Source organism: Methylomonas sp. DH-1 (assembly GCF_046097555.1).
GTDB lineage: Bacteria > Pseudomonadota > Gammaproteobacteria > Methylococcales > Methylomonadaceae > Methylomonas > Methylomonas koyamae.
This window is the reverse complement of the sequence record NZ_CP143089.1, coordinates 769,374-783,870: the sequence shown is the minus strand read 5'-3', so window position 1 is coordinate 783,870 and position 14,497 is coordinate 769,374. Positions and strand designations below refer to the sequence as shown.

General features: G+C 55.4%; 13 protein-coding genes. 11 read left to right on the top strand and 2 right to left on the bottom strand.

All coding sequences use genetic code 11. From position 1 onward, the window contains the following. Both VXJ35_RS03690 and VXJ35_RS03685 read right to left on the bottom strand, forming a co-directional pair. Positions 1-309: a c-type cytochrome gene (locus tag VXJ35_RS03690; RefSeq protein ID WP_054760240.1), complete on the bottom strand. Its 309-nt coding sequence runs from the start codon at positions 307-309 to the stop codon at positions 1-3. Then, on the bottom strand, positions 306-1,886 hold the full coding sequence (locus VXJ35_RS03685; RefSeq protein WP_064020532.1) for a nitrite reductase: 1,581 nt from the start codon (positions 1,884-1,886) through the stop codon (positions 306-308). Before VXJ35_RS03685 ends, VXJ35_RS03690 begins: the two co-directional genes overlap by 4 nt. A 250-nt stretch (positions 1,887-2,136) precedes the next feature. On the opposite strand from VXJ35_RS03685, the gene VXJ35_RS03680 reads away from it, so the two are divergent. The 11 genes from VXJ35_RS03680 (at position 2,137) to VXJ35_RS03630 (ending at position 14,492) form a co-directional block, all read left to right on the top strand. Further along, the gene (locus tag VXJ35_RS03680; protein WP_375142689.1) at positions 2,137-2,664 is read left to right on the top strand and encodes a MarR family winged helix-turn-helix transcriptional regulator; all 528 of its coding nucleotides are present in this window, start codon (positions 2,137-2,139) and stop codon (positions 2,662-2,664) included. Positions 2,665-2,731: 67 nt separating this feature from the next. After that, entirely contained in the window at positions 2,732-3,709 is a 978-nt protein-coding gene (gene pdxA / locus VXJ35_RS03675; RefSeq protein ID WP_064020530.1) for a 4-hydroxythreonine-4-phosphate dehydrogenase PdxA, read from the top strand. 38 nt (positions 3,710-3,747) lie between these two features. Continuing rightward, positions 3,748-4,941 carry an AAA family ATPase gene (locus VXJ35_RS03670; RefSeq protein ID WP_064020529.1) on the top strand — a complete coding sequence of 398 codons (1,194 nt, stop codon included), beginning with the start codon at positions 3,748-3,750 and terminating at the stop codon, positions 4,939-4,941. Then, a complete protein-coding gene (locus VXJ35_RS03665; RefSeq protein ID WP_064020528.1) occupies positions 4,935-5,573 on the top strand; it encodes a DUF4276 family protein in 639 nt (212 codons plus the stop codon). The genes VXJ35_RS03670 and VXJ35_RS03665 overlap by 7 nt, the downstream gene beginning before the upstream one ends. Positions 5,574-5,613: 40 nt before the next feature. Continuing rightward, entirely contained in the window at positions 5,614-6,405 is a 792-nt protein-coding gene (rsmA, locus tag VXJ35_RS03660; protein ID WP_064020527.1) for a 16S rRNA (adenine(1518)-N(6)/adenine(1519)-N(6))-dimethyltransferase RsmA, read from the top strand. Between the two features lie 194 nt (positions 6,406-6,599). Further along, positions 6,600-7,238: an adenylate kinase gene (gene adk, locus VXJ35_RS03655; protein ID WP_054760233.1), complete on the top strand. Its 639-nt coding sequence runs from the start codon at positions 6,600-6,602 to the stop codon at positions 7,236-7,238. Between the two features lie 75 nt (positions 7,239-7,313). Next, on the top strand, positions 7,314-8,720 hold the full coding sequence (gene leuC / locus VXJ35_RS03650; RefSeq protein ID WP_064020526.1) for a 3-isopropylmalate dehydratase large subunit: 1,407 nt from the start codon (positions 7,314-7,316) through the stop codon (positions 8,718-8,720). A gap of 3 nt (positions 8,721-8,723) precedes the next feature. Beyond that, positions 8,724-9,362, top strand: a complete 639-nt coding sequence (leuD, locus tag VXJ35_RS03645; protein WP_064020525.1) for a 3-isopropylmalate dehydratase small subunit — start codon at positions 8,724-8,726, stop codon at positions 9,360-9,362. Positions 9,363-9,384: 22 nt separating this feature from the next. Then, positions 9,385-10,464 (top strand): 3-isopropylmalate dehydrogenase, encoded by a 1,080-nt coding sequence (leuB, locus tag VXJ35_RS03640; protein WP_064020524.1) that lies wholly within the window; start codon positions 9,385-9,387, stop codon positions 10,462-10,464. 6 nt (positions 10,465-10,470) lie between these two features. Next, complete coding sequence (locus tag VXJ35_RS03635) at positions 10,471-11,493, top strand: aspartate-semialdehyde dehydrogenase (protein ID WP_054760228.1); 1,023 nt, start codon at positions 10,471-10,473, stop codon at positions 11,491-11,493. 65 nt (positions 11,494-11,558) lie between these two features. Next, positions 11,559-14,492 carry a FimV/HubP family polar landmark protein gene (locus VXJ35_RS03630; protein ID WP_231914841.1) on the top strand — a complete coding sequence of 978 codons (2,934 nt, stop codon included), beginning with the start codon at positions 11,559-11,561 and terminating at the stop codon, positions 14,490-14,492. Positions 14,493-14,497: the final 5 nt, after the last annotated feature.

Genomic DNA, 14,497 nt, shown 5'->3' with positions numbered 1-14,497 from the left:
TTAAGGCTTGACGCTGCCGTAATAAGCGGCAATATCGGCAATCTCGCTATCGGTCAACGAACCGGCTATCGCGTTCATGATGTCCGACTTGCGAGTCTTATCGCGGTATTGCTTGATCGCGGTTTTCAAATATTCCGGATCGCGTCCGCCTAACGGCGGAAACGGCGCGTCCGCGCTCGGCATGCGGATACCGTGGCATTGCGCACACACCACACCGGCTTTGTACTGGCCGACATATAAGCTAACCGCCTGGGCATTGGCGGCGAACATGCCGGCCAACACCATTGCACTGTAACGGGCTATTTTCATTTGTGTTGCTCCATCTCGTCAGGCGACAAACCGCGAGTCATGTACTTGACACGACCTCTGGAGAAAATCCCGGCTGGGCTTTCCATCGGAATGGAAGCTACTTTTTGCAGACTGTTGGAATCGTAGACCACGACTTCGTCGCCATTGTAGCCGGCGGAGATGTACAGGAATTTGCCGTCGGCACTGTATTCCGGGAAGTAGGCGTGGCCGCCGACATCCAAGGTTTTAACCACTTCGAGCGATTTTTTGTCGATCAACTGCACGGTACGGGCACGTCTGTCCTTGCTGATGATGTCCACAGCGACGTAAGGCGCATTGGCATGAGCGGCAGGCGACTCGGTGCCGCCGGAAACCGGCACTTGCTTGACCACTTCCATTTTGTCCAAGTCCCAAACGCTGACGACCATCTTGTCGCAGTCGCCGAAGTTGGTGCCGAAGCCCAAGGTACGGCCATCGACTTTGACCGCCGATCCGCCGCCGACGTGCGGCACGCAACCGGCCGGCAATTGTTTGATCAGCTTGCGTTCTTCCAGATCGATGGCGGCGACGATGCTGTCGTCATAGGATGCCACCATCAGTTTTTTGCCACCGTGGGTCAGGAAGGCATCGTGCAAGTGGCGGCCGACTTTTTCGATTTTGGTGACCGGGAAGCCGTCTTTCTTGTAATCGACAATCCAGACTTGGCCGGCATTTTCCAACGCAATCGCAAAGATGTCCGCGTAAGGGGTGCCGATGATCATGCCGGAATCCGAGGACACGTGTTTACCGTCGGGATCGATACCTTCCAGTTCGAAGGTTTTCAACGGCTCTAGCGTATCGGCATCCAGGATCACAGCGTTATGCGGCACGAAAGAACCGGCCATGATGTATTTGCCGTCGCGGGAAACGCCCATGCCGGGGCCGTTCCAGCCGGTTTTGATACTGCGTACCGCTTTCATCGAGTACAAATCGACTTTGAAAATCTCGGCGGTGTCGGTTTTGACGTAAGCCCAACGCGGATTGGCCGGGTTGAAGTCGATAATGTGCGCCGCAGTGCCGGTCGCAACCTCGCCGACTTTCTGATGGGTCGCGCTGTTAATGAAAATGGCTTTGGAACCTTCGCCGCGGCCATATTTGCCGCGCGCAGCAACGCCGATCAGATTTTCGAATTTATCGTCGATCTGGAAAGTCGGCTTGCTAGGCAAGGTGCTCTCGTCTTTGACGTAGACTTTCAACGAATTTTTCATGTCGTCTATGGTCCAGGCCGGATTCGGTTGTTTCGGGGTTGACTGCAAGTGCTTGATCACCCCGCGAATCTCGTCGTCGCTCAATCTGCCGTAGAAAGGAGGCATCAGCGTATCGAAACTGCCGGCCATGACGATGGTGCGCAACGCGGTCGGGCTGCGGCCCTTCAAAGTGTCCGCGTTCAGCGCCGGCGCCAAATACCCGCCGTGGTCGGAGCCGTGGCAGCTCGCGCAATTGTCTTGATAGATTTGGTGCATATCGTCGCTCTTGGCCAGCGCCACTCCGGACGACAAGAGCATGATGATGGAACTCGCCAGTAAATTTTTACGCAGTCTTATCGTTGTTTTTTTCATCTAAATTCCCCGCCATCCGCAAGTTAAAAAAAGAGCCAACTTGGTGCATTAAACCATAAAAGACCACAACGGGCAGTGCCGCGGATTCCCATGGTAAAATTACAACTTGTTGACTCCAGGCCGAATGTTATAAATTAAAGTTTCGATTCGCTATCAATTTACCGCTTGATAGGCGTCCTTGTCAACCTTATGCGCCTCGAACAGAATTCAATTTATGCAACAGACTGATATTTATGAACTTATTGAGTGCATGACCACGTTAATCCGCTCGGAAGAACGGAAAAAATGCACCGAACTGGGCATGCAACCGGTACATTTCCAAGTACTGAACTACCTATCGCGCTGTAACAAATATAGCAACACGCCGGCCGCGGTTGCCAATTACCTGGGCATGACGCGCGGTACCGTTTCGCAATCGCTGATCATTTTGGAAAAAAAAGGCTACATCGGCAAAACGCCGGATACTAACGATAAACGTGTAGTACACCTGCATTTGCTGCCGGACGGCGTTGAAATTCTTAAACAAGCCCGCCCCTCCGACCTGTTCACCAGCGCCACGGCAATTTTGCAGCATAGCGAGGCGCCGCCTTCAGACACCAACGTGTTCCAACAAGCCTTGACTGCGCTACAAAAAGCCAACCAGTCGCAATCGTTCGGAGTCTGCAAGACCTGCCGAAATTTCAGCGAAAAAGACGGCGGCTTTTTTTGCCTGCTGACCCAAGAAAAACTCAGCATCGAAGACAGCCAAAAAATCTGCCAGGAACACAATCCGGTCTGATCTTCGGGCCCAAGCCCGTTGAGCGGCCACCGCCCGGCCTGATGCGCCCGATTCGGGGGAAACCACTATGACGATACCCAGAATAGCTTTAACCCCGGGCGAACCGGCCGGCATCGGCCCGGATTTAACCGTACAACTGGTACAACACCAACTCCCGTGCCGGCCCGTCGCCGTGGCCGATCCGGAACTGCTGGCTCAACGTGCAGAAAAGCTCGGCCTGCCGCTAACCATCGAACTGTTCGACATCGAACAACCACCCGCCACCCAACACCAGCCGGGCACGCTGACGGTATTGCCGCTAAAACTAGGCGCGCCGGCAGTTTGCGGCCGACTCAATCCCGACAACAGCCACTACGTGCTGGAAACCATCCGCCAAGCGACGTTGGGCTGCCTGAGCGGCACCTTCTCGGCGATGGTTACCGGGCCGGTGCATAAAGCAGCGATCAACGATGCCGGCTTCCGCTTCAGCGGCCATACCGAGTTCATCGCCGAACTGTGCGGCGCCGATCCGGTCATGATGCTGGCGACGCCGGGCTTGCGGGTAGCCCTGGCCACTACCCACCTGCCGTTGGCCCAGGTCAGCGCCGCGATTACGAACGAGTCTTTAAGCCGAGTCGTCAGAGTACTGGACAGCGATTTGCGCCAACGTTTCCGCATCGCCGAGCCGCGAATCCTGGTGTGCGGCCTGAATCCCCACGCCGGCGAAAACGGCCACCTCGGCCACGAAGAGATCAGAATCATCGAACCCACTCTGGAGCGCCTGCGCAGCGAGGGCATCCATTTGTACGGTCCATTGCCGGCCGACACCTTGTTTACCCCCAAGTATTTGGACCATGCCGACGCCGTGCTGGCCATGTACCACGACCAGGGCCTACCGGTCTTGAAATACAAAGGCTTCGGCCAAGCCGTCAACGTCACGCTAGGCCTGCCCATCGTCCGCACCTCGGTCGACCACGGCACCGCGCTGGAACTGGCCGGCACCGGCAAAGCCGAGCTCGGCAGTTTGCAATTTGCGTTGCGGACGGCGTTGGATATGATCGATTAGTAGACAACTAAGAAACACCCAACTTTACGAGCGCACAAATGTTTTTGGAAAAAATTCGACTGAAAAACCTCCTGTCATTTCAAGACGAAACCATCGATCTAAAACCGCTTAATATTTTGATCGGCCACAACGGCAGTGGAAAATCCAACTTAATTGAAGCTATTGGTTTATTGCAATCCACACCCCGAGGTATTGCAGGCTCGATACGGGAAGGAGGTGGTGTGGTTGATGATTGGATTTGGAAGGGTGCTAATAAAGGCGAAGCTAGCTCTATAGAAGCTGTTGTTTGTCGCTCAGCGGCTTCGCGAAATCGTTACGCTGAAATGAATCTCCGATATAAACTCGATTTCGCTTCAATTAACAGACGATTTGAGATTATTGACGAACGAATTGAAAACGAAAATCCTCTGCCTGGGCATGACAATCCGCGATTTTATTTTTTTTATCAAAATGGCTTTCCTATGATTAATGCCGGGGATCCTGACAATCCTGGTAACAAGCGGCGCTTAAAACGCGAGGACATAGACCCAGAAAAATCGATCCTCGCCCAACGACGGGATCCTGAAAACTACCCCGAACTCACTTGGTTAGGGGATCGTTTCAGCCGAATCAAAATCTACAGAGAATGGTCATTCGGACGCGACACGCATCCTCGCAAATATCAATCCACTGCGTTAGAAACAGACTTCCTGAGAGAAGATTGCCTAAATCTCGGCTTGATTTTGAATAACTTACATAATCAACCTACGCCGAAAGAACGCATTTTGGAAGCCCTACGAGCCCTATATCCAACTATCACCGACTTTGGTGTAAACATTGAGGGAGCTGCTGCACAGGTATTCCTGCATGAAGGGCGATTCTCCATCCCTGCCACACGCCTTTCCGACGGCACGCTAAGATTCATGTGCCTACTAGCCATTCTTTGCCACCCTACACCACCGCCACTCATTTGCATCGAAGAACCAGAGCTCGGTTTACACCCTGACGCGTTAGCAGAACTGGCGAAACTTCTACGAGAAGCCAGCGAGCGCACACAACTCGTGGTAACAACCCATTCAGATCTTCTGGTCGATGAATTCACAAACACGCCCGACGAAGTGGTTACCTTTGAGAAGGATGGCGAAACTACCTCAATGCAGCGACTGAACAGCAATCAATTGGACGATTGGCTCCAAAAATACACTTTAGGCCAAATGCGCCAGAGTGGCCACATCGGAGGAAATCGGTGGTAAACAAACACCCAGAGTTCCGTATTTTTGTTGAAGGCGGCGGACACAAGCGTTTAAACGACGCATGTCGCAGAGGATTTGGCCGATTTTTCGAAGCGTATGGCTTAGGTAGTCGCCGGCCTCGCGTAGTTGCTTGCGGATCGAGACGATTTGCCTACGACGATTTCTGCTTAGCTATTAGAAAAGCACAACCGGGAGACATCTTTATACTCCTGGTAGATAGCGAATCGGCATTCTCGATAACAGATAACCAAGGTTATTGGCAACACGTAAAACATAGATCAGGCGATAAGTGGGATTGTCCAGAAAAGGTGACAGACGACCAGCTCCATTTCATGGTCGAGTGCATGGAAAACTGGTTCTTTGCAGATCAAGAAAGCTTGTCGAAATACTTCGGAAAAGGGTTTAACAAAAATTCATTAACAGCGCCAGTCAATGTGGAGCGACTTGACAAAGAAAATGTTTATCGCCAACTCCGCGAGTCCACTCGCCATTTAACCAATAAACAGCCCTACAGCAAAGGTAACGATTCCTTCGCGATTTTGGAAAATCTCGATCCCCGAAAAGTTTCTTCGAAAGCCCCTAACGCCAAACGACTATTGGATAAATTGCAAAACATCAGCGGCCTAAATTAATTCGTTGAATCCATATTTCACAACTCCACATTAACCTTTCATGACCCACACCGCCCGCAAACGCTTCGGCCAAAACTTTCTGCAAGATTACCGAATCATCCACGACATTTTGGATTACGCCCATCCGCAGCCGGGCGAGCACTGGGTCGAGATCGGCCCCGGCCTGGGGGCGCTGACTAAGCCATTGCTGGACAGCGGCGTAAAACTGGACGTGGTCGAATTGGACCGGGACTTGGTGGCGCGGCTGCAACAGCAATTCAAGGGCAACGCCAACCTGACCATCCACAGCGCGGACGCGCTGAATTTCGATTTCAGCGGTTTGGCTGCAGCCGGCGAAAAATTGCGGGTGATTGGCAATCTGCCCTACAACATCTCGACGCCACTGATGTTTCATTTGCTGGAAGACTGCAACTGCATCGAAGACATGCATTTCATGCTGCAAAAAGAAGTGGTGGATCGGATTTGCGCGGAGCCGGGCAGTAAAAAGTACGGTCGGCTCAGTGTGATGATGCAGTATTACTGCGAGGCGGAATGGTTGTTCGACGTGCCGCCGGAAAGCTTCGATCCGATACCGGCCGTAATGTCGGCCATTGTCCGGCTGGCGCCTTATGCCGAGCCGCCGGTCGCCGTCGCCGATATGGACGGCTTTAACCAGTTAGTCAGCCAAGCGTTCTCGCAGCGGCGCAAGACCATCCGCAATTCGTTGAAAAATCTGATCAGCGAACCGACATTTGCCGAATTGGGCATCGACGCCACTCTGCGTGCGGAAGCCATATCCTTGGCCGAGTTCGCGCTGCTCAGCCAACACCTGACACCGCCCGAACCGACCTGAACTGTCGCCGGCTACGCCAGCCATTCGAACCTGCCCGCCGAAAACCAACCGCTCCGGAAGTTTTGGGCGTTTGCATGGCAATTGCGCTAAAATGTCGGGCTTTTTCCGGCGACTGCGCCAAAGTTTGGCTTAGATCCCGGACCGATTCACCATATCAGAGGCGGAATGCCTTTTTCACGCTCGGAGTTATCGATATGCGCATTATCCTGTTAGGCAGCCCAGGTTCCGGTAAAGGCACCCAAGCCCAGTTCATCACCGAGAAATACGGCATCCCGCAAATTTCCACCGGCGACATGTTGCGCGCCGCAGTCCGCGAAGGCACTCCGCTGGGCATCGAAGCCAAGAAAGTCATGGATAGCGGCGGTCTGGTCTCCGACGAGATTATTCTGGGCTTGATCAAGGAGCGCATTGCGCAAGACGACTGCAAAAACGGCTTTTTGCTGGACGGTTTTCCGCGCACCATCGCCCAAGCCGAAGGCTTGGCAAAAATGGGCGTCGAACTGGATTACGTCGTCGAAATCGCCGTCGATGACGAGGAAATCATCAAACGCATGAGCGGCCGCCGCGTGCATCCGGCTTCCGGCCGCAGTTACCACGTCGTGTTCAATCCGCCGAAACAGGACGGTATCGACGACGTTACCGGCGAGCCTTTGATCCAACGCGACGACGACCGGGAAGAAACCGTGCGTAAGCGCCTGAGTGTCTACCACGAGCAAACCAAACCGCTGGTGGGCTTTTATTCGGCCGCCGGCCAAACAGCCAAATTCGCGTCGATTGCCGGCGTCGGCTCGGTGCAGGACATTACCGACAAGCTATTCGCGGCATTGGCTTAATAACGCGTACCTTTTAGATTACGGCACGCATAGCCGAAACGGCATAAATGCGTACCACAGCAGAGAGAAATTAAGATGGCAGGTAAAACCTTATACGACAAATTGTGGGACGACCACGTCGTCCACACCGAAGACGACGGCTCGTGCTTGATTTACATCGACCGCCAGTTATTGCACGAAGTGACTTCGCCGCAAGCCTTCGACGGCATGCGCATCTCGGGCCGCAAACCCTGGCGCGTGGCACGTAACCTGGCTGTGGCCGACCATAACGTGCCGACATCGGGCCGCGCCCAAGGCATCGCCGACCCGGTTTCGCGGTTGCAAGTCCAGACCTTGGAAAACAACTGCGCCGAATTCGGCATTACCGAATTCGACATGGCCGACATTCGCCAAGGCATCGTCCACGTGGTCGGTCCGGAACAAGGCGCCACCCTGCCCGGCATGACCGTGGTCTGCGGCGACTCGCACACCTCGACTCACGGCGCATCTGCCGCGTTGGCGTTCGGTATCGGCACCTCGGAAGTCGAACACGCGCTGGCAACGCAGACTCTGGTACAAAAGAAAGCCAAAAACATGTTGATCAAGGTCAACGGCAAAACCGGCCCCGGCGTCACCGCCAAAGACATTGTGTTGGCGATCATCGGCCGGATCGGCACCGCCGGCGGCACCGGTTACACCATCGAATTCGGCGGCGACGCAATTCGTGCGCTGAGCATGGAAGGCCGAATGACGGTCTGCAACATGGCTATCGAAGCCGGTGCCCGTGCCGGCTTGATCGCCTGCGACGAAAAAACCATCGAGTTCTACCGCGACCGCCCGTATTCGCCGAAAGGCGAAGACTGGAACATGGCCGTGCGTTACTGGGAAAAACTGCATTCCGACACCGACGCCAAGTTCGACAAAGTTATCGAATTCGACGCGGCCGCGATCAAACCGCAAGTCAGCTGGGGCACCTCGCCGGAAATGGTATTGCCGGTCGATGCCAGCATTCCCGACCCGGCGCAAGAAGCCGATCCGGTCAAAAAACAAAGTATCGAGCGCGCCTTGACCTACATGGGCTTGCAGGCCGGCCAAAGAATCACCGACATCAAGCTGGACAAAGTATTTATCGGCTCCTGCACCAACTCGCGCATCGAAGACTTGCGCGCCGCTGCCGCAGCGATCAAAGGCCGCAAAAAAGCGGCCTCGGTCAAGCAAGTGTTGGTGGTACCCGGTTCCGGCCTGATCAAACAGCAAGCCGAAGCCGAAGGTCTGGACAAAATCTTCATCGCGGCCGATTTCGAATGGCGCGAACCGGGCTGCTCAATGTGCTTGGCGATGAACGCCGACAGACTCGACGCCGGCGAGCATTGCGCGTCGACCTCCAATCGTAACTTCGAAGGCCGCCAAGGCTACGGCGGCCGCACCCATTTGGTCAGCCCAGCGATGGCCGCCGCGGCGGCGATTGCCGGCCACTTTGTCAATGTCGCCGAGGAGGCTTAAACGATGCAGGCTTTTACCACTTTGACCGCTTTGGTTGCACCGCTGGATCGAGCCAACGTCGATACCGATGCCATCATTCCGAAACAGTTTTTGAAATCCATCCGCCGCGCCGGTTTCGGCCCGTATTTGTTCGACGAATGGCGTTATCTGGACCGCGGCGAGCCGGAAATGGATTGCAGCAACCGGCCGTTAAATAAAGACTTCGTGCTGAACCAACCGCAGTACCAAGGGGCGCAAATCTTGTTGACCCGGGAAAACTTCGGCTGCGGCTCTTCGCGCGAACACGCGCCGTGGGCGCTGGAAGATTACGGTTTCCGCGCCATTATTGCGCCGAGCTTCGCCGACATCTTCTTCAACAATTGCTTCAAAAACGGCATTTTGCCTATCGTGTTGCCTGCGGAAACGGTAGACCGCTTGTTCAAGGAGCTCGGCGACGGTTACCAATTGACCATCGATCTGCAAGCGCAAACCATCACGACGCCGAGCGGCGAATCTATCGGCTTTAGCGTCGACGAAAACCGCCGCTACCGCTTGCTGAACGGCCTGGACGACATCGCGCTGACCTTGCAACACGCCGACAAAATCAAGGCCTACGAAGCGGAACGCGCCAAACGCGCACCCTGGCTATTCAGAGAAGCTTGAGCCACGGTAATAAGGTCGATTGATGCCGAAAAAAATCGCCGTGTTACCGGGTGACGGCATAGGCCCGGAAATCGTCGCCGAAGCGCTGAAGGTGTTGAACTTTATCAACGCCGACATGAGCCTCGGCCTGAACTTCGAGTCTGCACTGGTCGGCGGCGCCGCTTACGACGCCTTCGGCACGCCGCTGCCGCAACAAACCTTGAACCTGTGCAAGAACGCCGACGCAGTGCTGCTCGGTGCGGTCGGCGGCCCGAAATGGGAACCGTTGGCCCACGCGATCAGGCCGGAACGCGGCTTGCTCGGCATCCGTTCCGAGTTGAATCTGTTTTCCAACTTGCGGCCGGCGATTTTGTACCCGCAATTGGTGCACGCCTCGACGCTGAAACCGGAAGTAGTCGCCGGCCTGGACCTGATGATCGTCCGCGAATTGACCGGAGGTATCTACTTCGGCCAACCGCGCGGTATCCACGTTGCCGAATCCGGCGAAAAAGTCGGCCTGAATACGGAGATTTACAGCGAATCGGAAATTCGCCGCATTGCCCATTCGGCATTCCGCATCGCCCAAAAGCGCCGTAAGAAACTGTGTTCGGTCGACAAGGCCAACGTGCTCGAAGTCACCGAATTATGGCGCAACGTGATGGCCGAGGTCGGCAAAGACTACCCCGACGTTCAACTGAGCCACATGTACGTCGACAATGCGGCGATGCAATTGGTGCGGGCGCCGAAACAGTTCGACGTCATCGTCACGACCAACATGTTCGGCGACGTTTTATCCGATATCGCGGCGATGCTGACCGGTTCCATCGGCATGCTGCCGTCGGCTTCGCTGGACGCCAACGCCAAGGGCATGTACGAACCGATCCACGGTTCGGCGCCGGATATTGCCGGCCAAGGCATCGCCAACCCGCTGGCCACGATTTTGTCGGTGGCGATGATGCTGAGGTACACCTTCAACCAACCCGCAGCGGCCGAGCGCATCGAAGCGGCGGTCAATACCGCGCTGGATGCCAATGTGCGCACCGCCGATATCTACTCCGCCGGCACGACCCAAGTCAGCACGGCCGAAATGGGCAACGCCGTTCTCAAAGCTTTACAAGGATAAACCACGATGTCTAAAACCTACGATGTAGCGGTCGTCGGCGCCACCGGCGCGGTCGGCGAAACCATGATTTCAATTTTGGAAGAGCGCAATTTCCCGGTCGGCAAAGTTTATGCGCTGGCCAGCGAGCGTTCGGCCGGAAAGCGGATTCCGTTCAAAGGCGAATCGTTGGTCGTCGAGGACTTGGCCACGTTCGACTTTTCCAAGGTGCAGATCGGCTTGTTCTCGCCAGGCGCTTCGGTTTCGGCCGAATATGCACCCAAAGCCGCCGCAGCCGGTTGCGTCGTGATCGACAATACCTCGCAATTCCGCTACGACGACGACATCCCGCTGGTAGTGCCGGAAGTCAACCCGGAAAAAGTCGCGGATTACAAAAACCGCGGCATCATCGCCAACCCGAATTGCTCGACGATACAAATGCTGGTGGCGTTAAAGCCGATTTACGACGCGGCCGGTATCAGCCGCATCAATGTCGCTACCTACCAGGCCGTATCCGGCACCGGCAAGGAAGCGATCGAAGAATTGGCGACGCAAACCGCCAATCTGTTGAATGCCAAACCGGTTTCGCCCAGCGTTTATCCTAAGCAAATCGCCTTCAACGTGTTGCCGCAAATCGACGTATTCATGGACAACGGTTACACCAAGGAAGAGATGAAAATGGTGTGGGAAACTCGAAAAATCCTGGGCGATGCCGATATACAAGTCAACCCCACCGCAGTGCGGGTACCGGTATTTTTCGGCCATTCCGAAGCGGTACATATCGAGACCAAACAGAAAATATCGGTGGAACGCGTCCGCGAATTGCTGAGCCAGGCGCCCGGCGTCACCTTGCTGGACGAACGCGAGAACGGCGGCTACCCGACGGCAGTCACCGAATCCTCCGGCCACGACGATGTATTCGTCGGCAGGATCCGCGAAGACATCTCGCATCCGAGCGGAATAGACTTGTGGGTGGTCAGCGACAACGTCAGAAAGGGTGCGGCGCTTAACAGTGTGCAGATCGCCGAAGTCCTGGTAAAAAGCTACATCTAGTCTAAGCTTAGCTCTGTTTTTTGTGAGGTCATAGCACCGAGGTGTCACCAGTGAAGGAAAGCAATGTGAGCAATTTAACTAAAGCTTTAGCGGTTGTCTCGCTGCTAGCACCGGTTAACGCCCTGCCGCTCGGCATCGGCGAAATACAATTGCATTCCGCGCTGAACCAACATCTTAATGCCGAAATCAAGCTAACCGTCGACTCGAGCGAAAACCCTGCCGATGTTTCGGTGCGTCTGGCGCCGCCGGAAAAATTCGACCAGGCCGGCGTGGTGTGGAACTATTTCCTGTCGAAAGTCAAATTCGAGCCGGTGGTGCAAGCCAACGGCTCGATCGTCGTCAAAATCACGTCCCGCGAGGTTCTGACCGAACCGTTTCTGGATTTTTTGTTGGAAGTCTCCTGGCCGCAAGGCAGCATGACCCGCGAATTCACGCTGCTGATCGATCCGCCGACGGCTTATAACCAAGCCACGATTCCGGTGGTCCAAGCGCCGGATTACTCCGCAGAGGCAATCGAGCCGCCACGTCCGGCCAAGAAAACCCGGCCGGCGCCGCGGCGAGCGGTTAAAGCGGAACTCGGCGACAGCGTTAGCCAGCCAATCGCCACAGACGGCGAATTCGGCCCGGTGCAAAAAACCGACACGCTGTGGAGCATCGCTACTCAGCTCGGCCAAGAACGCAATGTACCGACGCAACAAATGCTGAATGCATTGCATAAAGCCAATCCCGATGCGTTCAATAACGGCAACATCAACTCGCTGAAAGAAGGCGCCCTATTAAAAGTTCCGAGCCTGGCATCCGCTCCACAGCCGGTACGGCCGGAATCCAAACCGGCAACCAAAGTAGCGAAAGCCGAGCCGGCCGCCCCCGAAAAACCGGCCAAACCGCTGGAACTGGTCGCACCGTCGGAAGCGAAACTTGCCGAGAATACAGTGGTCGGCGGAAAAGCCAAATCCGGTGCGCATTCGACTGCCGCCACCGCGACCACGGAAAGCGCGGCCGAGGCATCCGGCGAAGGCAAGGATCTGGAATTGCAGGCCCGCATCGAGAAGCTGGAACAGCAACTGAACATGATGCAACAGTTGCTGGCGTTGAAAGACCAACAGCTTGCCACGCTACAAAACAACAAACAGGCTCCGGCTCCGGCACAGACCCAAACCACGCCGGCGCCTACTCAGGCAACGCCACCGCCGGCAACCGAACCCAGCCCGGCTCAGCCTCAGGCACAAACTCCGCCGCCAACCGCGCCGGTAGCCGAACAACCGGCCGTGCAACCGGCACCAGCGCCCGCACCGAAACCGGTGGTAAAAGTTGCGCCGCCTCCCGCTCCCGTGCCAGTCCCCGAAGAGGAAGGCCTGTTTTCCTCCGACGCCTATTATTGGGTAGTCGGCGGATTGGGCTGCGGCATCCTCGGCTTACTAGGCTGGTTGCTGTGGCGTAAACGCCATATCGACGAACGTATCAACACCGAGAGCATGTTCGCCTCGGCCAGCCAAATCCAGATGCCGGATTCCGAAAGCAGCCTCTCGGTGCCGATCATGGACATCAGCAACACGTCCGAGTACGACGTCGGCACGGTCGGGGAAAGCTCTTTTATCAGCGATTTCACGCCGAGCGATTTCGACGCATTCGATACCGACCAAAACGAAGTCGATCCGATTTCGGAAGCCGACGTTTATCTGGCGTACGGCCGCTACCAACAGGCGGAAGAACTGATCCGCCACGCGATACAGGAACAACCGCATCGCGACGAATGCAAGCTGAAGTTGCTGGAAATTTTCTACGCCAGCGAAAACAAGGATGCTTTCTGCGCCTACGCCCAAGAGCTCGCAGATGCCGGCAAGAAAGCCGACAAGCCGTTCTGGAAAAAAATTGCCGACATGGCCAAGGAGATCGCGCCGGATGCGCCGCTGTTCGGCAGCGATGCCGCTGCCCCGGCAACGGCCAGCGAATCGTTCGAATCCTCCGCGACAACCTCCCTAGGCGAAACCGATACCGCCGCTCTGAAAGACGATTCGGTATTCGCATTATTGGATGACGAATTGGCGAATCTGGACCTGGACCTGGATCTCGATAAAAATCCGGGACTTGACGATAACGGCCTGGACTTCGATTTAGGCGACTTCGACAGCGGAGTAAAAAGCAAAACCCCGATTTCAGACGACCTATCCGGCGACAAGCCATCTGACGCCGATAGCAAAGAATCGGCCGTAATTGAAAGCAGCGACTTCGAATCGTTCGACTTCAACCTGGATTTTGCCGCGCCGGCCGCAGACGAGAAAACCAAGACCGTTGCCGCCAGCGACGATATCGCTCTGGAAACCATCGAATTCTCCAGTCCTGCCGACGAGACCGGTTCCGCAACGGCCGAAAACCCGGCCATTGCAGACAATACGATCGAAAGCTTCGACTTTAATTTCGACCTGGAACCGCCAAAACCGGCGGCTTCCGGTAGAGAGGCGACGGTCGCGGACCAAACCGCGGCGGACATCGAAAGCTTCGATTTCGCCGACTTCGGTACCACCGAAACCCAAACGGAGGCGCCGGCGGAAAAACCGGCCGAGATCGATAGCTTCGATTTTAACTTTGACGTGGATTTGGCGACTCCCGATTTGGCAAGCGCCTCGAACAAAACCGATTCGCCGTTGAATCTGGAATCGGAATTGAAACTGGAAACTTTCGACTTCTCCGACTTCGATAATCTGAATGCGAAAACCGACGCAGCGTCCGATAAAGCAACGCCGGACGCTGTCGACGATTTCAATTTCGAATTCGATTTCGACGCGCCAATTATCAGTTCAAGCAGCGACGACAAATTCGAAGTCGGCGTATCCGACCTGACCGACATGGACGAATACGAAACCAAAATCGACCTGGCTAAAGCCTATATCGATATGGGCGACATCGATGCCGCCAAAACCATTGCCGAAGACGTACTCGCCAAAGGCTCCAAACAACAACAACAGGCCGCCCAAGCGCTGTTGGACGAATTGAAATAATCGGA